Annotated in this window: 20 protein-coding genes; 14 read left to right on the top strand and 6 right to left on the bottom strand. The window is 63.7% G+C overall.

Annotated features, from left to right (window positions below; genetic code table 11):
* Positions 1 to 93: 93 nt before the first annotated feature.
* Both KI609_RS21465 and KI609_RS21460 read right to left on the bottom strand, forming a co-directional pair.
* Positions 94 to 1,035: an OmpA family protein gene (locus KI609_RS21465; protein ID WP_226445545.1), complete on the bottom strand. Its 942-nt coding sequence runs from the start codon at positions 1,033 to 1,035 to the stop codon at positions 94 to 96.
* A gap of 60 nt (positions 1,036 to 1,095) precedes the next feature.
* Positions 1,096 to 1,473, bottom strand: coding sequence for a DUF4398 domain-containing protein (locus KI609_RS21460; RefSeq protein ID WP_226445544.1), 378 nt, complete (start codon positions 1,471 to 1,473; stop codon positions 1,096 to 1,098).
* 670 nt (positions 1,474 to 2,143) lie between these two features.
* On the opposite strand from KI609_RS21460, the gene KI609_RS21455 reads away from it, so the two are divergent.
* Positions 2,144 to 3,301 carry a mechanosensitive ion channel family protein gene (locus KI609_RS21455; protein ID WP_226445543.1) on the top strand — a complete coding sequence of 386 codons (1,158 nt, stop codon included), beginning with the start codon at positions 2,144 to 2,146 and terminating at the stop codon, positions 3,299 to 3,301.
* A gap of 184 nt (positions 3,302 to 3,485) precedes the next feature.
* On the opposite strand, the gene gap is transcribed toward KI609_RS21455, so the two are convergent.
* Both gap and tkt read right to left on the bottom strand, forming a co-directional pair.
* On the bottom strand, positions 3,486 to 4,484 hold the full coding sequence (gene gap, locus KI609_RS21450) for a type I glyceraldehyde-3-phosphate dehydrogenase (RefSeq protein WP_226445542.1): 999 nt from the start codon (positions 4,482 to 4,484) through the stop codon (positions 3,486 to 3,488).
* Between the two features lie 88 nt (positions 4,485 to 4,572).
* Positions 4,573 to 6,666 carry a transketolase gene (tkt, locus tag KI609_RS21445; protein ID WP_226445541.1) on the bottom strand — a complete coding sequence of 698 codons (2,094 nt, stop codon included), beginning with the start codon at positions 6,664 to 6,666 and terminating at the stop codon, positions 4,573 to 4,575.
* Positions 6,667 to 6,791: 125 nt separating this feature from the next.
* Here tkt and KI609_RS21440 point away from each other — a divergent pair, with 125 nt between their 5' ends.
* The 5 genes from KI609_RS21440 (at position 6,792) to pyk (ending at position 11,789) form a co-directional block, all read left to right on the top strand.
* Entirely contained in the window at positions 6,792 to 7,166 is a 375-nt protein-coding gene (locus tag KI609_RS21440) for an S-adenosylmethionine decarboxylase family protein (protein WP_226445540.1), read from the top strand.
* A gap of 134 nt (positions 7,167 to 7,300) precedes the next feature.
* Positions 7,301 to 8,047: a nucleotidyltransferase family protein gene (locus KI609_RS21435; protein ID WP_319003146.1), complete on the top strand. Its 747-nt coding sequence runs from the start codon at positions 7,301 to 7,303 to the stop codon at positions 8,045 to 8,047.
* Positions 8,044 to 9,441 (top strand): aminopeptidase P N-terminal domain-containing protein, encoded by a 1,398-nt coding sequence (locus tag KI609_RS21430; RefSeq protein ID WP_226445539.1) that lies wholly within the window; start codon positions 8,044 to 8,046, stop codon positions 9,439 to 9,441. Before KI609_RS21435 ends, KI609_RS21430 begins: the two co-directional genes overlap by 4 nt.
* 14 nt (positions 9,442 to 9,455) lie before the next feature.
* On the top strand, positions 9,456 to 10,241 hold the full coding sequence (locus KI609_RS21425; protein ID WP_226445538.1) for a CPBP family intramembrane glutamic endopeptidase: 786 nt from the start codon (positions 9,456 to 9,458) through the stop codon (positions 10,239 to 10,241).
* A gap of 111 nt (positions 10,242 to 10,352) precedes the next feature.
* Positions 10,353 to 11,789, top strand: coding sequence for a pyruvate kinase (gene pyk, locus KI609_RS21420; RefSeq protein ID WP_226445537.1), 1,437 nt, complete (start codon positions 10,353 to 10,355; stop codon positions 11,787 to 11,789).
* Here pyk and KI609_RS21415 read toward each other — a convergent pair.
* Positions 11,722 to 12,324 (bottom strand): phosphatase PAP2 family protein, encoded by a 603-nt coding sequence (locus tag KI609_RS21415; RefSeq protein WP_226445536.1) that lies wholly within the window; start codon positions 12,322 to 12,324, stop codon positions 11,722 to 11,724. The genes pyk and KI609_RS21415 overlap by 68 nt on opposite strands.
* Complete coding sequence (locus KI609_RS21410) at positions 12,311 to 13,060, bottom strand: phosphatase PAP2 family protein (protein ID WP_226445535.1); 750 nt, start codon at positions 13,058 to 13,060, stop codon at positions 12,311 to 12,313. The genes KI609_RS21415 and KI609_RS21410 overlap by 14 nt, the downstream gene beginning before the upstream one ends.
* Before the next feature lie 79 nt (positions 13,061 to 13,139).
* Between KI609_RS21410 and KI609_RS21405 the strand changes: the two genes are divergently transcribed.
* From KI609_RS21405 to KI609_RS21370, 8 genes are all read left to right on the top strand, one after another.
* Entirely contained in the window at positions 13,140 to 13,844 is a 705-nt protein-coding gene (locus KI609_RS21405) for a response regulator transcription factor (RefSeq protein ID WP_226445534.1), read from the top strand.
* A complete protein-coding gene (locus KI609_RS21400; protein ID WP_226445533.1) occupies positions 13,841 to 15,229 on the top strand; it encodes a histidine kinase dimerization/phospho-acceptor domain-containing protein in 1,389 nt (462 codons plus the stop codon). The genes KI609_RS21405 and KI609_RS21400 overlap by 4 nt, the downstream gene beginning before the upstream one ends.
* A gap of 78 nt (positions 15,230 to 15,307) precedes the next feature.
* Positions 15,308 to 16,372: a class II fructose-bisphosphate aldolase gene (gene fba, locus KI609_RS21395; RefSeq protein WP_226445532.1), complete on the top strand. Its 1,065-nt coding sequence runs from the start codon at positions 15,308 to 15,310 to the stop codon at positions 16,370 to 16,372.
* Between the two features lie 316 nt (positions 16,373 to 16,688).
* Positions 16,689 to 17,399 carry a hypothetical protein gene (locus KI609_RS21390; RefSeq protein ID WP_226445531.1) on the top strand — a complete coding sequence of 237 codons (711 nt, stop codon included), beginning with the start codon at positions 16,689 to 16,691 and terminating at the stop codon, positions 17,397 to 17,399.
* Positions 17,400 to 17,462: 63 nt separating this feature from the next.
* Complete coding sequence (locus tag KI609_RS21385; RefSeq protein WP_226445530.1) at positions 17,463 to 19,064, top strand: Re/Si-specific NAD(P)(+) transhydrogenase subunit alpha; 1,602 nt, start codon at positions 17,463 to 17,465, stop codon at positions 19,062 to 19,064.
* Between the two features lie 34 nt (positions 19,065 to 19,098).
* Positions 19,099 to 20,520 (top strand): Re/Si-specific NAD(P)(+) transhydrogenase subunit beta, encoded by a 1,422-nt coding sequence (gene pntB / locus KI609_RS21380; RefSeq protein WP_226445529.1) that lies wholly within the window; start codon positions 19,099 to 19,101, stop codon positions 20,518 to 20,520.
* A gap of 94 nt (positions 20,521 to 20,614) precedes the next feature.
* Complete coding sequence (locus KI609_RS21375) at positions 20,615 to 22,294, top strand: long-chain-fatty-acid--CoA ligase (RefSeq protein ID WP_226445528.1); 1,680 nt, start codon at positions 20,615 to 20,617, stop codon at positions 22,292 to 22,294.
* Between the two features lie 133 nt (positions 22,295 to 22,427).
* Positions 22,428 to 23,438 carry an ABC transporter permease subunit gene (locus KI609_RS21370; RefSeq protein ID WP_226445527.1) on the top strand — a complete coding sequence of 337 codons (1,011 nt, stop codon included), beginning with the start codon at positions 22,428 to 22,430 and terminating at the stop codon, positions 23,436 to 23,438.
* Positions 23,439 to 23,445: the final 7 nt, after the last annotated feature.

Genomic DNA, 23,445 nt, shown 5'->3' with positions numbered 1-23,445 from the left:
GGCCGCCCCGCCGCGCTGGCGGCGTCCCCCCGCCCCAACGCGCAGCGGTGCGAGAGCGGGGAGAAGACGCGCAGCGTCTCAGGGGGGTGTACTTTATCTGCCGCGCAGCGTGCCCTTGTCGTCGGCAATCACGATCTCGACACGGCGGTTCATCGCGCGGCCTTCGGGCGATGCGTTGTCGGCCACGGGGTGCGCCTTGCCATAGCCACGGGCGCCGATGCGGCTGGTGTCCACACCGCGTTGAACCAGCGCATCGCGCACAGCCATGGCGCGTCGCTCGGACAGATCCTGATTGTACGACTCAGAACCCACGCTGTCGGTATAGCCCTCGATCAACAGTTTGCGATCAGGGAACTGCTTGAGGAAGTGGGCCAGCTTGTCCAGGCGCGGGCCGGCTTGTGCTGACAACTCGGCCTTGTTGAAGGCGAACAGCACGTCGCCCAAGGTGACGAGCAAGCCGCGTTCGGTTTGCTGCGCTTCCATGTCGCGCAGCTGCGCTTGCAGTGCGCGCACCTGGTCTTGCGCCGCGCTGGCTTGCGCCATGGCGGCCGTGGCGTTGGCCTGTTGCTGTGCGGCACGCTGCTCTGCGCTCATGGCTTGCTGCTGTGCCAGCTGTGCATTGCGCGCCTGGGCATCGGCTCGCATGCGGGCCTGGTCAGCCTCCTGGGTGCGGGCCTCCAGGCGAATGCGGTCTGCATCGCCACCGGCTTGTTTGATGTTGGCGTCCAGCTGGCGCGAGCGGGCGGTGTTGGTTGCAATCTCGGCGCGTTGGGAGGCAAGGTAGGCCAGGTGGTTGGTCTCCGATGCGTCGTGGTCATCGGCCCACTGGCGGTCGGCCTTGGCCAGCGCATCGGTCGCTTGTTTGAGTTCGAGCTGTGCGTACTGGTTAACGGCAGGGTCGCCGGCAGCGGTACTCACGGCAGTGCGGGCGCTTTCAAGGGTGGGCAGCGGGGCGGTGCTGGCGCAAGCGGCGAGCAAGCCCACGGCAATCAGGCTGGTGCACAGGGCGGTGGTGCGGTGAAACAAATGGCGCATGGTGTGTGGTTCCTTCTAAAGTCGGTGTCGGGCGCGGTGGCAGGGCGTGGGCCTCAGCCTTTAGCGGGGTGAGCGACGGTTGATTTCGTCTTGCAGCGTGCGAATGCTGTCTTGCACCTGCTTGAGGTTGTTGGCGTTCTGCGCGGCATCGGCGCGGGTTTCGGCCACGCGGGCGTCCACCTCGGCTTCTTCAGACAGGCGGCGCGCCATCTTGTAGTTTTTTTCAGCCATGGCCTTGTCGGCCTGCATGAGCTTGTCGCGTGCCTTTTGGATATCCACGGGCGCGTTGGCCGACACCTCTGGCTCTGCAGCGACGCGGTTCACCGTGGTGCGGCTCACTGCCATCTGCTCGGTGGGCTTGGGCGTGGACGAGCAGGCTGCCATGGCGCCCAGCGTAAGGACCACAGCGGTGGTACGGATCAATGCGATTGTGTGCATGGTGTTGTGACTCCTCTGAAAAATGGGGTGGCCCTTTTGGGCGCTTTTGGCGCTGTGCCGTGCGCACGTTCGGCGTAACGATCAGACGTGCGATACATACACAGCGGTACACAGCGTGCTGCAGATGCAGAAGGGCCGTCGGTACAGGTGGCGCATCAGCAACCAGTGCCGGTGGTTGGCCAGCCGGTGGGCTGGCGTGTCCTCATTGTGGTGACGCCCCCCGGCGGCAGGCGTAGGCTCGGCCTCTGTATCGGTGTCGTCCACGTCTTACGACGCAACGCTTGCCAACGGTTGCAATGGCGTGGGCGTACATGGGCGTACATGGGGGTCCACGCGGCGGTGCACTGCGCCACAGATATCGGGCGCTTTGTATTTTTTGGACGCATTCCTTGGCGGGTGCCGCAACCCATGTCGCAACCCATGCCTCGATGCATCAGGGGAACTCTGCGGGCCCTGGGTTCTCGATCAATACAAGCGTGTGCGCCCGCAGGCCGGTCAACACAGCCGCTTGGGTGAGGGGCAGGGCCCAAGGCGCTGCGCACCCGCGCCCGCTTAGCTGGCTGGCAGGTCGTTTGCGAACGGCTGCTTTTTCTGATCGCCGTGTTTTTTAGCCGGCGCTCCAGCGCCAACCTTCATTCCCCAACCCCTTCAAAAAAGGAGCATTTGTCGCATGCAAGATTTCGCATTCTCGACCTGGGTTCAGGAGACCTCATTTCTCGGCATTCCCTTGTGGAACCTGATCCTGGCCGTGACGGCTGCGGCGGCCACCTATGTGGCGATCCAGATGGTGCTGCATGTGCTCACCCGCCGTGCCGAGAATTGGGCGGCACAGACCCCCAACGCCACGGCGAAGGCGGTGGCCGATGTGTTGGCTGGCACCAGCCGCTTTCTGGTGCTGATGGTGGCACTGCTTGTGGGCGCCAGCCTGCTGCAGTTGCCGGGGCGATGGGAAAACCGCTTGAATCAGCTGTGGTTTGTGGCTGTGGCCTTGCAAATGGGCATGTGGGGTATGCGCGCCATTGGGCTGGGCGTGCACCGGTATGTGGATCGCCATGCCAGTGCCGGCATGACGCAGGTCAGCGCCTCTGCCACGTTGCTGTCGTGGGCGCTGCGCACCTTGTTGTGGAGCGTGGTGCTGCTGGCGATCTTGTCGAACGTAGGGGTGAACATCACCGCTTTTATCGCCAGCCTGGGTGTCGGTGGCATTGCGGTGGCGTTGGCGGTGCAAAACATTCTGGGCGACCTGTTTGCATCGCTCGCCATCGCCGTGGACAAACCCTTTGAAGTGGGCGACTTCATCGTGGTGGGCGACATCTCGGGCACGGTGCAGGTCATTGGCCTCAAGACCACCCGCATCCGCAGCCTGCAGGGTGAGCAGGTTGTCATGTCCAACACCGAGCTGCTCAAGCGCACCATCAGCAACTATCGGCTGCTGGAGACGCGGCGCATTGTGTTCGGCTTTGGCGTGACGTTTGACGCCACCCCCGAGCAGGCAGAAGCGGTGCCGCAGGTGGTGCGCAAAATCATTGAAGGGCTGCCGCAGCTGCGTTTTGACCGCGCGCATCTCAAAGCAGTGGGCGCGCATGCGCTGGAGTACGAAGTGGTCTATATCGTGCAAGACCCAGGCTATGCGGTGTACATGGACATGCAGCAAGCGATCAACCTCGCGATGTTGCGAGAGTTCAAGGCCTTGGGGGTGGCATTTGCGCTCCCCGCGCGCACGGTGCACATTGCCTCGGCGTCTACCCCGGCTGTGGGCTCGCAGTCGGGCGTGGCGCCTGGCGCGCCCATCCTGCCTGCCGTGTCTACCGCGTCTAGCGAGCAATAGGCGGACCAAGGTGTGTTGTGCGTCCGCGCTGTGCCCGCTATTCCCCGCTGTGGCGCGGGAGTCGTGTGCATGCACGTCTCGCTGGCACCCATCCATCGGGCGAAAAAAAGGCCGGCAACCCTTGCGGGTGGCCGGCCTGAACGGGTAGTTGCAGTCTTAGCGCTTCTTCAAAATACCAGCTATCTTACTTGGCGACGACGCGCACCATCTCCAGGCACTTGTTGGAGTAGCCCCATTCGTTGTCGTACCAGCTCACGATTTTCATGAAGGTGCCGTCCAGCGCGATGCCTGCATCGGCGTCAAAAATCGACGTGCGGGTGTCGCCGCGGAAGTCGGTGGCCACCACCTTGTCTTCGGTGTAACCCAGGATTCCCTTGAGCGCGCCTTCGGACTGGGCCTTCATCTCGGCCTTGATTTCGTCGTAGGTGGCGGGCTTTTCCAGCTCCACCGTCAAATCCACCACCGACACATCGCTGGTGGGTACGCGGAACGACATGCCGGTCAGCTTCTTGTTGAGGGCTGGGATCACCACGCCCACGGCCTTGGCAGCGCCAGTGCTCGAAGGAATGATGTTTTCCAGAATGCCGCGGCCGCCGCGCCAGTCCTTGTTGCTCGGGCCGTCCACGGTTTTTTGGGTGGCGGTGGCTGCGTGCACCGTGGTCATGAGGCCGCGCTTGATGCCCCATTTGTTGTTGAGCACCATGGCCACAGGCGCCAGGCAGTTGGTGGTGCACGAGGCGTTGGAGATGATGGCCTGGCCTGCGTAGGTGTTGTGGTTCACGCCGAACACGAACATGGGCGTGTCGTCCTTGGACGGGGCCGACAGGATGACCTTCTTGGCGCCTGCATCCAGATGCTTTTGGGCCGAGACCTTGTCCAGGAAGAGGCCGGTGGATTCGATCACCACATCGGCGCCGACTTCGTTCCACTTGAGGTTGGCGGGGTCGCGCTCTTGGGTCAGGCGGATTTTCTTGCCGTTGACGATCAGCGTATTGCCTTCGACCGACACGGTGCCCTGGAAGCGCCCATGCACCGAGTCGTACTGCAGCATGTACGCGAGGTACTCGGGCTCCAGCAGGTCGTTGATGCCAACAACTTCGATGTCGCTGAAGTTCTGGATGGCCGAGCGCAGCACGTTGCGGCCGATGCGGCCGAAACCGTTGATACCAATCTTGATCGTCATAAGGTGTCTCTCCAAGGTTGCAAAGTCGAAATCAGGAATCTGCCGCCGCGCGCCCGCTGGCGGCGGGGCACAGCGGGCAGGGTGAGTTTTACCGGGCCTTTTTGGCAGGCTTGAGCCGTGCCGCGCCGATGGCGACCAGCACCGCATCGGCCACGTTTTCTTCGGTGAAGCCGAAGTGCTTGAACAGCACCGGTGCCGGGGCCGATTCGCCGTAGGTGTCGATGCCGACCACGGCGGCGCAGCCGTATTTCCACCACCCATCGGTCACGCCCATTTCCACGGCCACGCGGGGCACGCCAGCGGGCAGCACGCTGCTCTTGTATTTGGCGTCTTCGCGGTCGAACGTGGTGGTGCTGGGCATGGAGACCACGCGCACGGCGATCTTCTTGTCAGCCAGCAGGCGCTGGGCCTTGAGGGCCAACTGCACTTCAGAGCCCGTGGCGATGATCACGGCCACGGCCTTCTTCTTGATGCCGACATCCGCAGGTTCGGACAGCACATAGGCGCCGCGCGAGATGTCGCCCAGGTCGCGCTTGGGGGCGTAGGGCAGGTTCTGGCGCGAGAGCAGCAGGGCGGTGGGCTTGTCGCGGTTGGACAGGGCCACGCTCCAGGCCACGGCGGTTTCGGCCGTGTCACCGGGGCGCCACACATCGAGGTTGGGGATCAGGCGCAAGCTGGCGGCGTGCTCGATGGACTGGTGGGTGGGGCCGTCTTCGCCCAGACCGATGGAGTCGTGCGTGAACACGTGGATCACGCGCTGCTTCATCAGCGCGGCCATGCGGATGGCGTTGCGGCTGTAGTCGCTGAACGTGAGGAAGGTGCCACCGTAGGGGATGAACCCGCCATGCAGCGCAATGCCGTTCATGACGGCGGCCATGCCGAATTCGCGCACGCCGTAGTTGATGTGGCGACCACCGATCTTCTTGCCACCTTCGACCTCGGTCTGCACCACGTGGCCTTGCATGTCAAAGCGCAGGTTGGGCGTGCTCTTGGTGTTGGTGAGGTTAGAGCCCGTCAGGTCGGCGCTGCCGCCCAGCAGCTCGGGCAGGGCGGCGGTGAAGGCTTCCAGCGCCAGCTGGCTGGCCTTGCGGCTGGCCACGGTCTCGCCCTTGGTGTGCGCGGCCACCACGGTGTCCACGGCCACTTGCGCAAAGTTGGCGGGCAGGTCGCCCTGCATGCGGCGGGTGTATTCGGCAGCCAGCTCGGGGAAGGCCTTGCTGTAGGCGGCAAACCGTTCGTTCCAGGTGGCTTCAGCGGCAGCGCCAGCGGCCTTGGCATCCCAGCCGGCGTACACCTCTTCGGGGATCACGAAGGGCTCGCTGGTCCAGCCCAGGGCTTCGCGCGTGAGCGTGATTTCTTCGGCGCCCAGAGGCTCGCCGTGGGCCTTGGCGGTGTTCACGCGGTTGGGGCTGCCCTTGCCGATGTGTGTCTTGCACACGATGAGGGTGGGGCGCTCGGTTTGCTTCTTGGCTTCGGCGATGGCCTCGGCCACCTTGTGGGCGTCATGGCCGTCGATGGGGCCAATCACGTTCCAGCCGCAGGCCACAAAACGCAGCGGTGTGTTGTCGGCAAACCAGGGGGCGACCTGGCCGTCGATGCTGATGCCGTTGTCGTCATACAGCGCGATCAGCTTGTTGAGCTTCCAGGCGCCAGCGAGCGACACGGCTTCGTGGCTGATGCCTTCCATCAGGCAGCCATCGCCCAGGAAGGTATAGGTGTGGTGGTCCACCACGGCATGGTCCACATCGCCAACCTTGCGGTTGAACTCGCTGGCCAGCAGTTTTTCTGCGAGTGCAAAACCTACGGCATTGGTGATGCCCTGGCCCAGGGGGCCGGTGGTGGTTTCCACGCCAGGGGTCACGCCCACCTCGGGGTGGCCTGCCGTCTTGCTGTGCAGCTGGCGGAAGTTCTTCAGCTCGCCGATGGGCAGGTCGTAGCCGGTGAGGTGCAGCAACGCGTACAGCAGCATCGAGCCGTGGCCGTTGGAGAGCACGAAACGGTCGCGGTCAAACCAATGCGGGTTGGTCGGGTTGTGCTTGAGGTGGCGGCCCCATAGCGCCACGGCCATGTCGGCCATGCCCATGGGGGCGCCGGGGTGGCCGGAGTTGGCTTGTTGAACTGCGTCCATGGCCAATGCGCGGATCGCATTTGCCATCTGTTGAGATTGCTGGGTGGTGGCCATGGGGGAATGGTTCAAGAGGGGTGGTTCAGGGGAAACCCGGTATTTTACCGGCGCCGCTTTGGACGCCCCCGAATGGCGGTGTTTGACGCGTTGCGCGCCATGCCAATGCACTACAGTGCAACCCCATGCACGGACTGCACCTCACTGCCGATCTTCATGGTTGCCGATGCGCGCCCCACTGGCTGCTCGACGCTGACGCGCTGGGCCGCGCGTGCACCGAGGCGGTGCTGGCGTCGGGCCTGCAGGCGGTCGCCCAGCTTTTTCATGCCTTTCCTTCCACGGTGCATGGCCCTGGCGGTGTCACGGCCACGGTGCTGCTGGCAGAGTCACACCTGTGTGTGCACACCTGGCCTGAGCAGCGCGCTGTGACGCTCGATGTGTATGTGTGCAATTTCGGCGCCGACCATTCGGGCAAGGCGCATGCCCTGATGAATGCCTTGCTGGCGCTGTTTGATCCCGTCACCGTGGAGCGCCATGCGCTGGAGCGGGGGGCGCCATGAAGCGCGCGGCATCTTCTTCTCCCACGCCTCATCCTCCTCCTCCTTCTTCCTCTTCCTCTTCTTCTTCTTCTTCTTCTTCTTCTTCTTCTTCTTCTTCTCAAGCCCCTGTGCAACCAACACTGCAAGTGCCTGCCATGCTGCTGGCCGCCGGGCGCGGCGAGCGCATGCGACCTTTGACCGACACCATACCCAAGCCCCTGTTGATGGTGCGGGGCCTGCCGCTGCTGCAGTGGCACCTGCAAGCGCTCCACGAGGCGGGGGTGGATCAGGTGGTCATCAACACCGCGTGGCTGGGTGCGCAGATCAGCGACCATTTCTTGAGTGTTTTTGGCCTCCAGCGCTTATCTGATAAGCGCAAGCAGCTATCAATTTCATACTCGCACGAAGGCGCCGATTTTGGCGATGCGCTGGAGACGGCTGGCGGCATTGCGCGTGCCCTGCCCCAGTTGGGCCCGGTGTTCTGGCTGGCGGCGGGTGATGTGTTTGCCCCCGATTTCGTCTTTGATGGCGCCGCCGTGTCGGCCTTTATCGCCAGCGGCCACCTGGCCCACCTGTGGCTGGTGCCCAACCCCGGGCACAACGCGCGCGGTGACTTTGGCCTGTCGGCCGATGGGCTGGCGTTGAACCTGCCCGCTGACGACCCCTCGCCGCGCTACACCTACAGCACCATCGCCCTGCTGCGCGCGGAGTTGTTCGCGCCGCCCTGGTGCGACATACCGGCGGGCAACCCGGCAGGCATCAAAGCCCCACTGGCCCCGCTGCTTCGGCGTGCGATGGACAATGGCCGCGTCAGCGCGCAGGTCTACACCGGCCGCTGGACGGATGTAGGCACGCCCGAGCGGCTGGCCGAACTCAATCTCACCTCTTCAAACGTGCCATGAACACCACTGTGCCCGCCTCTGTTTACGCCCAACGTCGCGCGCGACTTGCTGCCCAGTTGGGCGCAGGGGGCGTTGCCATCGTCCCGACGGCGCCGGAGCGACAGCGCAACCGGGACAGCGATTTTCTGTTTCGCCACGACAGCTATTTTTATTACCTGACGGGCTTCACCGAGCCGGGGGCTTGCCTGGTGCTGGCACAAGGGGGGCAAAGCACCCTGTTTTGCCAACCCAAAGACCTGGAGCGTGAGGTGTGGGATGGCTACCGGCTGGGGCCTGCGGCTGCGCCGCAAGCGCTGGTCGTGGATGCGGCCTTTTCGATGGCCGAACTGGATGCCCGGTTGCCGCGCCTGCTGGAGAACGCGGCCTGTGTCTGGTATCCCTTTGCCACCCACAGCGGCCTGGCGGCACGGGTGGAAGGGTGGCTCAATACCGTGCGGGCGCGGGTGCGCTACGGTGCGCTGTGCCCCGCCGCCCAGAACGACCTGTGCACGCTGCTCGACGAGATGCGTCTGTTCAAGGACGTGCACGAGCAGGACATCATGCGCCGCGCCAGCGCCATCAGCGCGCAGGCCCACATCCGCGCCATGCAGCGCTCGGCCTGCATGCTGCGCGCCGGGGAGGATGTGCGCGAATACCACCTCGACGCAGAGCTGCTGCACGCGTTCCGCGACGCCGGCTCGCAGTACCCCGCCTACGGCTCCATCGTGGCGGCGGGTGCGAATGCCTGCGTGCTGCACTACCGCGCCGATGCGGCCCCCGTGCGCGACGGCGAGCTGGTGCTGATCGACGCAGGCTGCGAGCTGGACAGCTACGCCAGCGACATCACGCGCACCTTCCCCGCCAACGGAAAATTCACGGGCCCACAGCGTGCGCTGTACGACCTGGTGCTGGCCAGCCAGGAGGCCGCCGTGGCAGCCACCAAGGCCGGTGCGCGCTTCAATGACCCGCACGACGCCACCGTAGCCGTGCTCGCGCAGGGCATGCTGGACCTGGGCCTGCTCGACAAGAACAAGGTGGGGTCGGCGCAGGACGTGATCGACAAGCGCGCGTACTTCCAGTTCTACATGCACCGCACCAGCCATTGGCTGGGCATGGACGTACACGACTGTGGCAGCTATGTAGAGCCTGGCGAGGCAGGCCAGGCCAGCGAGAGCAAGGATCCGCTTTCGGGCGAGACCATCACCAACCGCCCCAGCCGCGTGCTGCGGCCCGGCATGGTGCTGACCATCGAGCCGGGCATCTATGTGCGCCCCGCCGAGGGCGTGCCCGAGCAGTTCCACAACATCGGCATCCGCATTGAAGACGATGCCATCGTCACGGCCACAGGGTGTGAGCTGATCACGCGGGGCGTGCCCGTGAAGGCCGACGAGATCGAAGCGTTGATGCGCGCCTGAACGCGGGCAAATCCATGGCCATGGACAACGTTGTCGGGGCAGAGGCGGCGCACGCTCCAGCGCAACCCGCGAAGTGGCGACTGGGCGGCACGCTGTGGTTGCTGGGCATGCCCGGCGTGGTGGCGGTGGTGTGGGCGCTGCTGCCACCGTTGAAGGCCAACGAGGCGCTGCTGCCGTTGCCGCTCTGGGCGGTGGTGCTGCTCAGCGGGCTGCAGACGGCCGTGCTGTTGGCGCTGGCTGTGGCGGTGGGCGTGTGGCTGGCGCCCCGCGTGGGCCTGCGGGCGCCCGTGGTGTCTTCCTGGCTGGTCGGCCAGCCCATCGGCCCCGCGCTGCGTGTCCAGTCCCTGCCTGGCATCGTGGGCGGTGTGGTGGGTGCCGCGTGGTTGTGGGTGCTGTCCCAGGTGGCGCCCGCAGCGCTCCAGCCGTCGGACCCTGCCAGCGCCATGCCGCTGGTGGTCAAGCTGCTGTATGGCGGCATTACCGAAGAGCTGCTGGTGCGCTGGGGCGTGATGACGCTGCTGCTGTGGCTGGGCTGGCGCGTGGTGCAGCGCGGTCAGGGCCAGTCGGGCAAGGTGCTGGTGGCTGTGGCGGTGCTGCTCAGTGCGCTGCTGTTTGCGCTGTGGCATCTGCCTGCTGCGCAGGCGCTGGCGGGCGCGTTGACGGTGCCCGTCGTGGTATTCGTACTGGTGGGCAATACGGCCTTTGGCTTGGTGGCGGGCTGGCTCTATGCGCGCCATGGTCTGGAGGCGGCAATCGTTGCCCATGTACTGGCGCATCTGTTGTCGTACCCGTTGCTCTGATGGGCCCCGGGCCACAGGGCGGATGCAAGGGTAACTCGCCTGTAACCGCTTCGTGTGAGAATTGAAACTCGATTACATCCACTCCAACGAACGAGAGAAAGAGACAAACCCATGCCTACCCGCCGCGCCACCAAGATTGTTGCCACCCTGGGCCCTGCATCCAGTGACCCGGCGCTGCTGGAGGCCATGATCCGCGCGGGCGTGAACGTGGTGCGGCTGAACTTCAGCCACGGCAAGGCGCAGGACCACATCGACCGCGCCGCCACCGTGCGTGCCGCCGCCCAGCGCGCAGGCCGCGAGGTGGCCATCATGGCCGACCTGCAGGGGCCGAAGATCCGCGTGGGCAAATTTGCTGAGGGCAAGGTGCAGCTGGAGCCGGGCGCCAAGTTTGTGTTGGATGCATCGCGCACCGAACTGGGCGACATCGAAGGTGTGGGGCTCGACTACAAGGAGCTGCCACGCGACGTGAAGGCGGGCGACCTGCTGCTGCTCAATGACGGGTTGATCGTGCTCACGGTGGATGCCGTGCGCGGCGAAGAGGTGCACACCACCGTCAAGGTGGGTGGCGAGCTGTCCAACAACAAGGGCATCAACAAGAAGGGTGGGGGCCTCACGGCACCGGCCCTCACGGCCAAGGACATGGAGGACATCCGCACGGCGATGAGCTTTCAGGCCGACTATGTGGCGGTGAGCTTTCCCAAGAACGCGACCGACATGGAAATGGCGCGCCAGCTGTGCAACGTGGCCGCGTCCGAGTACCGCCATAAGCCGGGCCTGATCGCCAAGATCGAGCGTGCCGAGGCCATCCCGCACCTCGAAGCCATCCTGCGCGTGAGCGACGGCATCATGGTGGCGCGTGGCGATCTGGCGGTGGAAGTGGGCAACGCAGCGGTGCCCGCACTGCAAAAGAAGATGATCCGCATGGCGCGCGAGCTGGACAAGGTCGTCATCACCGCCACGCAGATGATGGAAAGCATGATCACCAACCCCGTGCCCACGCGGGCCGAGGTGAGCGATGTGGCCAACGCCGTGCTGGACGGCACCGACGCCGTGATGCTGAGCGCCGAGACGGCTGCCGGCCGTTACCCGCTTGAAACGGTGGAGGAAATGGCCACCATCTGCGCTGCCGCCGAGGCTGCCGAGGACCACCATCTCGATGCGGATTTCACAGGCCAGACCTTTGGGCGCATCGACCAGTCCATTGCCATGGGCGCGCTATTCACGGCGCACCACTTGGGCGCCAAGGCCATTGTGGCCATGACCGACAGTGGCTCCACCGCATTGTGGATGAGCCGGCACGGCATCGATATCCCGATCTATGCGCTCACGCCCAAGGTTTCCACACAGCGCAAGATGGCCATGTACCGCAACGTGCGCCCTTTGCTCATGGACACCAGCGCTGACCGCGACACCGCTCTGGAACAGGCCGAGCGCCATCTCAAGATCCGCAACATCGTGCAGAAGGGCGATGTTTACGCCATCACCTGTGGCGAGCCCATGGGAGCCCCCGGTGGGACCAATATGCTGAAAATCTGCGTGGCCAGCTAGGGCGCTGCGCCCGTTGTGCCATGGCATGGGCGCCCCATGCACAAAGCAATCCGGTGATCGCTCCCGCCAGCACATCGGACGGGAAGTGAACCCCGAGGCACACACGGCTCCAAGCCAGTGCAATGGCCGCAGCCCATGCCACCCACGCCAGCAGGGAGAGTCTGCGGGTGGGGGTCGCTCTTCCGATGGTCAAGGCTGCAGCCAGCGCAAAGGCCCCAGCCGCGTGCATGCTCGGAAAGCCCGCCCGCGCGGCATGGTCGATCCATTGCACACCGATGCCCAGTTGTGCGGGCCGAGGGAGCGGAAAACCCCGCCGCAGAAGCTGTACGCCCACCCATGCCAGGGCCATGGCCACCAGTGCCATGGCCAGTTCTCGCCGCTGCGCGGCCGTGCCGGCCAGCCAACTGCCCGCCAGCACACCGCCCAGCACGATGGGCAGCTGCTGCGACACCCACTGAGCCGCGGTCACCACGGCGGGTGACGTTGCCGCATCTGCGTTGACTGCGTAGAACAGCGTGAGATCAAGGGGAAACATGGGGCGCCTGTGCGGGCGGCGTCGTGTTCGCAGCGGCGCTAAATCGGGGGGGCAGCGCGTGTGCTGCCAGGTCACACAGCCACCCGGTGGTCCAGCACAACCAGCCCGTCCACAGCGTATGGCTCATGAAATGGGCGCCGCGCATCTGTTGTGAGCCCCCCAACACGAACCCGGCCAGCAGCGATCCCGCCAGCCACCAGCGTGCGGCCGTTGGCGCCTTGCGGCGCAGCGCGAAGTACCCACCCAAAAAGGCAAACCCTGCGGACGCATGGCCAGCGGGAAAACACCGACCGCCGCCACCGTCCAGCACACCCAGGGCCCAATGGGAAACGTGGCGTGCCACACCGCCAAATTCCGCCAGGTCCCAGGGGCAGCTGGTGGTGCTCAGATTCTTGGTGATGCTGACCACGGCAAGTGCCAGCAGGGCGCTTACGGCCATCTGTAGGCGCTCGTGTGCGTCAATGCGGCGCAGAAAACCTTTGGGCCACCAGACGCCAAGGGCCAGCAGCGTGACCAGCACCCAGCCCAGACGGCGGGCGCCTTCATGCAGGACGTGGACAAAGAACCATTGGTCCCGCAGGGGGAAGCCGTCAGACGAGCCAAAGGCGTGGGCCAGCGCCAGATCCTTCCCGATGGCATCCCAGGCCACCACACAGGCCAGCGCCCCGAGGGTCCACAAAAGAAAGGGGCGGCGGCGGGCGGTGGGTGGCGTAAGGGGGGGCGAAGTAGGCTGCATGACGCGCACGATAGGGATATGTACTTAACACTGTCTTAATCATGGTCTGTTGATGGGGCGGCGCTGCGACAATGGCCGGATGCGAATACTCGTGGTCGAAGACGATGTGGGCATTGCCTCAGGGTTGCGCGCCAACCTGCAGCAGCGGGGCTATGCGGTGGACATGGCCGATGGCATCGCCAGCGCGTGGAGTGCTCTGCGGATGGAGCGATTTGATGCTGTGCTGCTGGATCTGGGGCTGGCTGACGGTGACGGCAGTGAATTGCTGCGGCGTTTGCGCTCGAGCCCGGTGCCTGGTAGCGGTCAGCCGCAGGCACTGCCGGACCCGTCGATCCCCGTGCTCATCGTCACGGCGCGTGACCAGGTGCACCAGCGCATTGCGGGGCTTGATCAGGGCGCTGATGACTACCTGGCCAAGCCGTTTGATGTGGATGAACTCGACGCCCGGTTGCGCGCCTTGCTGCGGCGAGCGGCAGGCCGCGCGGCGCCCACCATCCGCTACGCCGACATCGAAGTGGACCCGGCCGCACGCACGGTCCGTGTGCAGGGCCGGCCCGTCGATATGTCGCCCCGCGAGTTTTCTGTATTGTTGGTGCTTCTGGAGGCCCGCGGACGGGTGTTGTCGCGCCAGCAGATCGAAGAGCGCTTGTACAGCTGGGACGCGGCCATAGAAAGCAACGCGGTAGAGGTTCATATCCACCACCTGCGCCGCAAGCTGGGGAGCGCCTGCATACAGACCATGCGTGGCGTGGGCTATTTCATGCCGCAGGATCTGCCCGCATGAATGCCGCGACGATGGGCTTGGATGCGATTTCACGCCGCCCGTCCCTTACACGCCGGTTGTTGTTGTGGTCGTTGGGCGCCCTTGTGCTGGTGTGGGGTAGCTTCGTGTTCATCGGGTATCAGACAGGCGTACATGAGGCCGACGAATTCACCGATGGGTATCTGGCCAGCGCGTCGGAGCTGCTGCTCAACCTGCGGGCGACCGAAATTGTCGATGGCGCGCAGGGGACTCAGCGGACGGCTACGCCATGGCTCAAGGCGCATGATTACCAGCAGTCCATCAGTGTCGCGCAGTGGGATGCCCAGGGGCAGCTGCTTTCGCTGCATGGCACATCCGTCGCGCCCGTGTTTTCTTCGGCGGAGGGGTTTGATACCTTGACCCTGGGCCCGGATCACGTGGCATGGCGTAGCTTTTCTCGGTGGGATGTCGCGCATGACCGCAAGATCATGGTGATGCTGCAGCTGCAAGAGCGCGACCAACTGGCGAAGGACATCGCAGACCAGATGATTGAACCCGGCTTGTGGCTGCTGCCCGTGGTGTCGCTTGCGCTCGGATTGGCGCTGCGGCGCGGGTTGCGGCCGCTGTATGCCCTTTCCTCTGACGTGGCGGCACTCGACCCTACTAGCACGCAACGCCTGGCCTCGCGCCATGCCTGGAATGAATTTGAATCGGTGGTGGCATCGATCAATACCCTGCTCGACCGCCAGCAGGCGGCGATGGTGCGTGAGCGCCGACTGGCCAACGAGGTCGCCCACGAGCTGCGCACCCCGTTGTCCTCCATCGCCTTGCAAGCCAGCGCTTTGGCGGGAGAACTCGATGAGCAGGGCCGGGCACAGGCGCTTGCGCGTATTGGGCAAGACGCGCTCAGGGCCGGCCATGTGCTCAACCAGTTGCTGGCCTTGGCCCGGGCCAGCCGGGCTGAGCTGCACGAAGCCAAGTCGTCCATGGACCTGTGTGCCTTGGCGCAGCGTGTGTGTGCCGACTATGCCCAAGCCGCCTGGCAGCGTGGCGACGATATTGCGTTGGTGGCGCCGCCGGCTCTGGTGGTCATGGGCCATCCGGTGCTGCTCGATATCGCGCTATGCAATCTGGTGGAGAACGCCCTCAAACACACCCCGCATGGCACCCATATTGCCGTGCAGCTGGGGGCTTCAGAACAAGGTGATGCCTGGTTGCAAGTGTGCGACGACGGTGGCCGCCGCCCCGAAGATGGCGCCGGGAGCGCCAAGGGACATGCGGTGGATAGCCTGCATCTGGGGCATGAGATCCTGCGCCGTGTGGCCGAGGTTCACGGGGGGCAGTTTGGTGTGGCGCCCGCGCCTGCGCCCTTTACCACCTGTTTTCGGTTGGATTTGCCGCATATCCCCGCCGCGAGCCCCGGTTAAAATTTCGGGTTACCAAGCGGTTACCACCGCAATGCCTGGCCTCAAGCGCCTTCCTCAACCTGAACGGACCCTACGACCATGCCCCTCGTTTCGATGCGCGAACTGCTCGACCATGCTGCCAGCAACGGCTATGGCATTCCTGCCTTCAACGTCAACAACCTGGAGCAGGTGCAGGCTGTGATGGCCGCTGCAGATGAAGTGGGCGCCCCGGTGATCCTGCAGGCCAGTGCGGGCGCACGCAAGTACGCGGGGGAGGCTTTCATCAAGCATTTGATCCAGGCGGCGGTCGAAGCCTTTCCCCATATCCCTCTTGTAATGCACCAGGACCACGGGAGCTCGCCCAAGGTGTGTCAGGGCGCTATTGACCTGGGCTTTGGCTCGGTGATGATGGATGGCTCGCTGATGGAAGACGGCAAAACCCCGGCGTCTTTTGAGTACAACGTGGATGTGACGCGCAAGGTGGTGGACATGGCCCACAAGGTGGGCGTTACCGTCGAAGGGGAGCTCGGTTGCCTTGGCAATCTGGAAACCGGTGAAGCGGGCGAGGAAGACGGCGTGGGCGCCGTTGGCAAGCTTGACCACAGCCAGATGCTCACGGACCCCGAAGAAGCCGCAGTGTTCGTCAAGGCCACCCAGCTCGATGCCCTGGCGATCGCCATTGGCACCAGCCACGGCGCTTACAAGTTCAGCCGCAAGCCCACAGGCGACATCCTGGCCATCAGCCGCGTCAAGGAAATCCACCAGCGCATTCCCAATACCCACCTGGTGATGCACGGTTCTTCGTCTGTGCCTGCCGAGTTGCTGGCCATCATCAACCAGTACGGTGGCAAGATGAAGGAAACCTACGGCGTGCCTGTCGAGGAAATCCAGGAAGCGATTAAGCACGGTGTGCGCAAGATCAATATCGACACGGATATCCGCCTTGCCATGACCGGTGCTGTGCGCAAGTTTCTGTTTGAAAACCCCGACAAGTTCGATGCCCGCGAGTGGCTCAAGCCCGCCCGTGAAGCCGCCAAGCAGGTGTGCAAACAGCGCTACCTGGAGTTTGGTTGCGAAGGCCAGGGTTCCAAGGTCAAGGGGTACACCCTGCAGGTGATGGCGTCCCAATACGCTACGGGTGCCCTGGCACAAGTGGTGAACTGAGCCCCGCTCCGGTGCCAAAAAAAGCCCGCTGTTGTGCAGTCGGGCTTTTTTTTGGAGCAAAGAGTTCGCGCTGGTTGGAGAGTTCGGTCTACATCCAGCAAGCGCGACAGTGACAAGAATTTCTTCATGTAAGCTCATGGTCAGCTTGCCCGGAGCAGGCGCCGTGTGAAGTGTCTGATACCAAGTCGCCGTCCACACCTACCAAACCGGTCACGCCGGGCTTTGTCGACGCGCTGCAAAGGGCTGCGAAAAGCCCCGCCCGAACGCAATGGGATGAGTGAACGCGAATCCGTATGAACCTTTCTTTATGACTCTGATGATTTCTAAGTTCCGGTGTCTGTTGCCCTGTGCCGTGGCCGTGTTGATGGCTGCGTGCGCGCCTTTGACGACCCCGTCCCAGGCGGAATATTCCGTGGGCCGCGCGCGTTTGGTGCTGCCGCCAGGGAACTGGCAAGACCTGGGTACCTCCGAAGAGGCGATGCCCGGCCCCGGAGGCCCTATGGCGTTGCAAACCCGCGCCGTGGGCCTGCATGGAGCGCGGGGTGAGTGGATAGCGGTGCTGCGCGTGCAGACAAACCGCACCGGCGCCCTGACCGGAACCCCGCCAGGGGTGGTGGGCTATTGCCCGGCCCAACAGGATGTCACGGTGGAGGATACCGCTGCGGGCAGCCCCGTGCGCGCGGACTGTCTTCGCCTCAAGCGCTGGGGGAGTAGCGCCCAGTGGCTTGAAAAAAACCGGCCGGACCTTGTTCAATGGCTGACGGGTCGCCAGATCGCGTTGAACCAGCCTTACTCCTATCTGAGCTACCGCTATGCCACCCCATCGGGTGCCTGGGTCGTGGTGGATGCGCTGGTAGACCAGCGGCTGTTGCGACCCACTAGTCGCAACAACGAAGAGTTCCTGGTGGCAGGTCGACCAGCATTGCAATGGGGGCATGACTTGGCCGAGGCTGCGCGTCTGAGCGTCGGCATGATGGACGGCCACTTGGCCTTGCCGCCGTTCCCGTTCGCCGTGCCTGTCCCCTAGCGCACGCAAGTCCCCTTTGCCTGGCGGCCTTGCATAACGATTACAAACTCGAGGAGACCTCTCATGCAGACAAGCCCAGTTCCGCAGCCGCAGCGTATCGGTGTGCCGCGGGAAATCTTCCCTGGCGAAAAGCGCGTGGCCACAGTGCCCGATGTGGTGGAGAAACTGATCAAACTGGGCTTCTCTGTCACGGTGGAATCGGGGGCCGGGGATGACGCCAATTTCAGCGATGACGCCTACCGTGCTGCAGGGGCTCAGATCGTTGGCGACGCTGCCGCGTTGTGGGCAGCATCAGATATCGTCTTCAAGGTGCGCCCGCCGAGCAGCGACGAGGTGGCACTGATGCGCGAGGGCACAACGCTCATTGATTTCATCTGGCCCGCCCAGCACCCTGAGCTGATGCAGCAACTGGCGGCCCGCAAGGCCACCGTGCTGGCCATTGATTGCCTGCCACGCACGCTCTCGCGCGCCCAGAAGATGGACGCGCTCACGTCCACCGCTGGCGTCAGCGGCTACCGCGCTGTCATTGAAGCGGCCAACGCCTTTGGTCGTTTCTTCAACGGCCAGATCACGGCGGCGGGCAAAGTGCCGCCTGCCAAGGTGTTCATCGCGGGTGCCGGCGTGGCAGGCTTGGCCGCCATCGGCACCGCTGCCAACCTGGGCGCCATCGTGCGCGCCAACGACACGCGCGCCGAGGTGGCCGACCAGGTCAAGTCGCTGGGCGGCGAGTTTGTCAAAGTGGATTACGAGGAAGAAGGCTCAGGCGGTGGCGGCTACGCGAAGGTCATGAGCGAAGGCTTCCAGGCCGCGCAGCGCAAGATGTATGCGGAGCAGGCCAAGGACGCCGACATCATCATCACCACCGCGCTGATCCCCGGCAAGCCCGCCCCCAAACTCATCACGACCGAGATGGTGCAGAGCATGAAGCCCGGCAGCGTGATTGTGGATATGGCCGCCGAGCAGGGCGGCAACTGTGAGCTAACCGTGCCTGGGCAGGCCGTGGTGCGCCATGGCGTGACCATTGTTGGCTACACCGATCTGGCCTCGCGTCTGGCCAAGCAGTCGTCCACGCTGTACGCCACCAACCTGCTGCGGCTGACCGAAGAGCTGTGCAAGGCCAAGGATGGCGTGGCCGTGGTCAATATGGAAGACGACGCGATCCGCGGACTCACCGTGGTCAAGGGCGGCGCGATCACCTGGCCCGCCCCGCCACTCAAGCAAGCTTCGGCACCAGCACCCAAGGCAGCGGCGGCCCCCGTGGCCGTGAAGAAGTCCAGCCATGGTCCGGGCGCCCCCATGTCGGCAAAGACGCTGACCATCGTCTTTGCCGTGATGGCTGTGCTGTTCTGGGCCATTGGTGCCCACGCGCCTGTGGCCTTCCTGGGACATTTCACGGTGTTCGTGCTGGCCTGCTTCATCGGCTACATGGTGGTGTGGAACGTCACCCCCGCATTGCACACGCCGCTGATGAGCGTGACCAACGCCATCTCCAGCATCATCGCCATCGGCGCACTGGTGCAGATCGCGCCGCCCGACGCGAGCCTGAACGGGCGCCCGGCCGGGCTGATTCTCTGGCTGGCCTTTGCCGCCACCGTGCTCACGGCCATCAACATGTTCGGTGGCTTTGCGGTCACGCGCCGCATGCTCGCCATGTTCCGCAAATAAATAACAACGATAAGAACAACGAGGAGCACAGAACATGTCCCAAAGTCTCGCCGCCGTCGCCTATCTCGGTGCGGCCATTCTTTTCATCCTGAGCCTGGGCGGGCTCTCCAACCCTGAAACCTCGCGCCGCGGCAACCTGTTCGGCATGGTCGGCATGGCGCTGGCCGTGCTGGCCACGGTGTTCGGCCCACGCGTCAGCCCGTCGGGCATGGCCTGGATCGTCGGCGCGCTGGTGATCGGTGGTGGCATCGGTCTGTATGCCGCCAAGGTCGTCAAGATGACCCAGATGCCCGAGCTGGTCGCTCTCATGCACAGCCTGGTGGGTTTGGCGGCCTGCCTGGTGGGTTTTGCCAGTTACGTCGATAGCTCAATCCCTTTGCAAGGCGTGGAAAAAACCATCCACGAGGTGGAAATCTACGTCGGCATCCTGATCGGTGCCGTCACTTTTTCGGGCTCGCTCATCGCCTTCGGCAAGCTCAACGGCAAGATCGGCGGCAAGCCGCTGTTGCTGCCCGGCCGCCACTGGCTCAACCTGGCTGGCCTGCTGGTGGTGATCTGGTTCGGTCGTGAGTTTCTGCGCGCCGAAACGGTGGAGCAGGGCATGCTGCCGCTGGTCGTGATGACGGTGATCGCCCTGCTGTTCGGCATCCACATGGTGATGGCCATTGGTGGCGCAGACATGCCGGTGGTCGTGTCCATGCTCAACAGCTACTCGGGCTGGGCGGCTGCGGCCACGGGCTTCATGCTCTCCAACGACCTGCTCATTGTCACGGGCGCGCTGGTGGGCTCTTCGGGCGCCATCCTCTCCTACATCATGTGCAACGCGATGAACCGCAATTTCATCAGCGTGATCGCGGGGGGGTTTGGTTCGGGGGCTGGCACGCCTGCCAAGAAGGGCCAACCCGGAGAACAGGCACAGCCGCAAGGCGAGGTGGTGCCTGTTGGCTCTGCCGAGACGGCCGAGCTGCTGCGCGACGCCAAGAGCGTCATCATCGTGCCCGGCTACGGTATGGCAGTGGCACAGGCCCAGCATACGGTGTACGAGATCACCAAGACCCTGCGCGAAAAGGGCGTGAATGTGCGCTTTGCCATCCACCCGGTGGCGGGCCGCATGCCTGGTCACATGAACGTGCTACTGGCCGAGGCCAAGGTGCCGTACGACATCGTGATGGAGATGGACGAGATCAATGCGGACTTCCCCGATACCGACGTGGCCATGGTCATTGGGGCCAACGACATCGTGAACCCCAGCGCCCTCGATGATCCGTCCAGCCCCATCGCCGGCATGCCGGTGCTCGAAGTATGGAAGGCCAAGACCTCGATTGTGATGAAGCGTTCCATGGCTTCTGGCTATGCGGGGGTGGACAACCCCCTGTTCTACAAAGACAACAACCGCATGTTGTTCGGCGATGCCAAGAAAATGCTCGACGAAGTGCTGACCGCGCTCAAGGGCTGAGGGGCATAATTCCTTCAAAATAAAAGCACGATCGTGCTGAAAAATCCAGCGCGATTTTCATGGCCCCAACAATACTTATGAGGAGACAACGAGAATGACCGACCGCCCGTGGCTGTCCGCCTATCCGCAAGGCGTCCCTGCTGACATTGACCCTACGCAATACACCTCGCTGGTGGCCTTGATGGAAGAGGCGTTCAAAAAGTACGCCGACCGCGTTGCCTACAGTTTTATGGGCAAAGACATCACCTTTGGCCAGACCGATGCGCTCAGCAATGCGTTTGCGGCGTACCTGCAGGGGCTGGGGCTGGTCAAGGGTGACCGCGTAGCCATCATGATGCCCAACGTGCCACAGTACCCTGTGGTGGTGGCCTCAGTGTTGCGTGCGGGGTTTGTGGTGGTGAACGTAAACCCGCTGTACACGCCACGTGAGCTGGAGCATCAGCTCAAGGATTCAGGCGCCAAGGCCATCGTCATCATCGAGAATTTTGCGACCACCCTGGAGCACTGCATCGGCCACACCCCGGTCAAACATGTGGTGCTTTGCGCCATGGGCGACCAACTGGGCGTGCTCAAGGGCGCGGTGGTCAACTATGTGGTGCGCAACGTCAAGAAGATGGTGCCTGCCTACAACCTGCCGGGTGCCGTGCGCTTCAATCAGGCGGTGGCCCAAGGCGCACGCGGCACGCTCAAGCGGCCCGACATCAAGCCTGACGACATTGCGTTGTTGCAATATACCGGTGGCACCACCGGCGTCAGCAAGGGCGCGGTGCTGTTGCACCGCAACGTGATTGCCAACGTGCTGCAGTCCGAGGCCTGGAACGAGCCCGTGATGAAGAAAGTGCCAGCGGGCGAGCAGCCCACCAGCATCTGCGCATTGCCGCTGTATCACATCTTCGCGTTCACCGTGAACATGATGCTGTCCATGCGGACGGGCGGCAAGACCATCCTGATCCCCAATCCCCGTGACCTGCCCGCAGTGCTCAAGGAGTTGTCCAAACACACCTTCCATAGCTTTCCGGCGGTGAACACCTTGTTCAACGGGCTGGTCAATCACCCGGATTTCAACACCGTCAACTGGAGCCACCTCAAGGCGTCGGTGGGTGGTGGCATGGCCGTACAGGGCGCTGTGGCCAAGCTGTGGCTGGAGAAGACGGGCTGCCCTATTTGCGAGGGCTATGGGTTGTCCGAAACCAGCCCCACCGTCAGCTGCAACCCCATGACTGCCACCGAATACACCGGCACCATCGGTGTGCCGCTACCGAGCACCCGCCTGAAGTTGCTGGACGACGACGGCCACGAGGTCACCACGCTGGGTCAGCCTGGCGAGATCGCCATCAAGGGCCCACAGGTGATGGCGGGCTATTGGCAACGCCCGGATGAAACCGCCAAGGTCATGACGGACGATGGGTACTTCAAATCTGGCGACATCGGCGTGATGGACGAACGCGGCTACTTCAAGATCGTCGACCGCAAAAAGGACATGGTGCTGGTCAGCGGTTTTAACGTGTACCCCAACGAGGTCGAAGAAGTAGTGGCCAACTGCCCCGGTGTACTCGAATGTGCGGTGGTGGGCGTGCCTGACGAAAAAACAGGCGAAGCCGTCAAGCTGGTCATTGTGAAAAAAGACCCCGCGCTGACCGAGGCGCAAGTCAAAGAGTTTTGCCGTGCAGAGCTCACGGGCTACAAGCAGCCCCGTGTGATTGAGTTTCGCACCGAATTGCCCAAGACCCCCGTGGGCAAAATTCTGCGGCGCGAGTTGCGCGACAAGAAATAACGCTGCGGTCGTTGGAGCGCCCGGTGTTGCACGCGCAGTCTGCGCCATGACATGACGCAGACCCGATGAATTTACCGTCCAGTAGGTAATACCCTAGCAAAGGGGAATTGGTTTTTTGGGGCATCATCCCGCGATGTTGCGATTCCTACTGACTCGCGTCAGCTTGCTCATTCCTACCTTTTTCGGAATGACCTTGCTGGCGTTTTTTTTGATACGCCTGGTGCCGGGCGACCCCATTGAAACCATGGCTGGCGAGCGCGGTATTGATGCCGCGCGCCACGCCGCACTGCTGGTGGAGTACGGCCTCGACAAGCCCGTGCTCACGCAATATGGCGTGTACATCGGGCGCGTGCTGCAAGGCGATCTGGGTAAGTCCATCATCACCCAGGTGCCGGTGCTCGACGAGTTCATGGCCCTTTTCCCCGCAACCATCGAACTTGCGGTGTGTGCCATTTTGTTTGCGCTGTTGCTCGGCATTCCGGCGGGCATCATCGCGGCGGTCAAGCGCAATTCCTGGTTTGACCACGGCGTCATGACGGTATCGCTCACGGGGTACTCGATGCCGATTTTCTGGTGGGGCTTGCTGCTCATCATGTTCTTCTCGGTCAATCTGGGGTGGACGCCGGTGTCCGGGCGCCTGGACGTGATGTTCTACGTCGAGCCCGTCACCGGGTTCATCCTGATCGATACGCTGATGGCCGGTGAAACCGAGGCGTTTTTCTCGGCACTCAAGCACCTTATCCTGCCAGCCATCGTGCTTGGCACCAACCCGCTGGCCGTGGTGGCGCGCATGACGCGCTCGGCCATGCTGGAAGTGCTGGGCGAGGACTACATCCGCACCGCCCGTGCCAAGGGCCTATCGGGTTTTCGCATCGTGGCGCTGCACGCGCTGCGCAACGCCCTCATTCCTGTGGTCACGGTGATTGGGCTGCAGGTGGGGGTGCTGTTTACGGGGGCGATCCTGACCGAAACCATTTTTTCCTGGCCCGGTGTCGGCAAATGGCTGATTGAAGCCATCAATCGACGTGACTACCCCGTGCTGCAAGGCGGCATGCTGCTGTTGGGCACCGTGGTGATGGTAGTCAACCTGCTCGTCGATGTGACCTACGGCATCATCAACCCGCGCATTCGCGTGGGCCACTGAAGGGTTT

Origin of the sequence: Acidovorax radicis (genome assembly GCF_020510705.1) — a bacterium.
GTDB classification, from domain to species: Bacteria; Pseudomonadota; Gammaproteobacteria; order Burkholderiales; family Burkholderiaceae_C; genus Acidovorax; species Acidovorax radicis_A.
Note: the sequence above shows the minus strand (reverse complement) of the source record. Positions and strands in the feature narration are given on the sequence as shown.

Bases quoted from the DNA above. Each gene is read 5' to 3' on its own strand.
- KI609_RS21465 (WP_226445545.1), bottom strand. From the start codon at position 1,035: ATGCGCCATTTGTTTCACCGCACCACCGCCCTGTGCACCAGCCTGATT.
- KI609_RS21460 (WP_226445544.1), bottom strand. From the start codon at position 1,473: ATGCACACAATCGCATTGATCCGTACCACCGCTGTGGTCCTTACGCTG.
- KI609_RS21455 (WP_226445543.1), top strand. From the start codon at position 2,144: ATGCAAGATTTCGCATTCTCGACCTGGGTTCAGGAGACCTCATTTCTC.
- gap (WP_226445542.1), bottom strand. From the start codon at position 4,484: ATGACGATCAAGATTGGTATCAACGGTTTCGGCCGCATCGGCCGCAAC.
- tkt (WP_226445541.1), bottom strand. From the start codon at position 6,666: ATGGCCACCACCCAGCAATCTCAACAGATGGCAAATGCGATCCGCGCA.
- KI609_RS21440 (WP_226445540.1), top strand. From the start codon at position 6,792: ATGCACGGACTGCACCTCACTGCCGATCTTCATGGTTGCCGATGCGCG.
- KI609_RS21435 (WP_319003146.1), top strand. From the start codon at position 7,301: ATGCTGCTGGCCGCCGGGCGCGGCGAGCGCATGCGACCTTTGACCGAC.
- KI609_RS21430 (WP_226445539.1), top strand. From the start codon at position 8,044: ATGAACACCACTGTGCCCGCCTCTGTTTACGCCCAACGTCGCGCGCGA.
- KI609_RS21425 (WP_226445538.1), top strand. From the start codon at position 9,456: ATGGCCATGGACAACGTTGTCGGGGCAGAGGCGGCGCACGCTCCAGCG.
- pyk (WP_226445537.1), top strand. From the start codon at position 10,353: ATGCCTACCCGCCGCGCCACCAAGATTGTTGCCACCCTGGGCCCTGCA.
- KI609_RS21415 (WP_226445536.1), bottom strand. From the start codon at position 12,324: ATGTTTCCCCTTGATCTCACGCTGTTCTACGCAGTCAACGCAGATGCG.
- KI609_RS21410 (WP_226445535.1), bottom strand. From the start codon at position 13,060: ATGCAGCCTACTTCGCCCCCCCTTACGCCACCCACCGCCCGCCGCCGC.
- KI609_RS21405 (WP_226445534.1), top strand. From the start codon at position 13,140: ATGCGAATACTCGTGGTCGAAGACGATGTGGGCATTGCCTCAGGGTTG.
- KI609_RS21400 (WP_226445533.1), top strand. From the start codon at position 13,841: ATGAATGCCGCGACGATGGGCTTGGATGCGATTTCACGCCGCCCGTCC.
- fba (WP_226445532.1), top strand. From the start codon at position 15,308: ATGCCCCTCGTTTCGATGCGCGAACTGCTCGACCATGCTGCCAGCAAC.
- KI609_RS21390 (WP_226445531.1), top strand. From the start codon at position 16,689: ATGATTTCTAAGTTCCGGTGTCTGTTGCCCTGTGCCGTGGCCGTGTTG.
- KI609_RS21385 (WP_226445530.1), top strand. From the start codon at position 17,463: ATGCAGACAAGCCCAGTTCCGCAGCCGCAGCGTATCGGTGTGCCGCGG.
- pntB (WP_226445529.1), top strand. From the start codon at position 19,099: ATGTCCCAAAGTCTCGCCGCCGTCGCCTATCTCGGTGCGGCCATTCTT.
- KI609_RS21375 (WP_226445528.1), top strand. From the start codon at position 20,615: ATGACCGACCGCCCGTGGCTGTCCGCCTATCCGCAAGGCGTCCCTGCT.
- KI609_RS21370 (WP_226445527.1), top strand. From the start codon at position 22,428: ATGTTGCGATTCCTACTGACTCGCGTCAGCTTGCTCATTCCTACCTTT.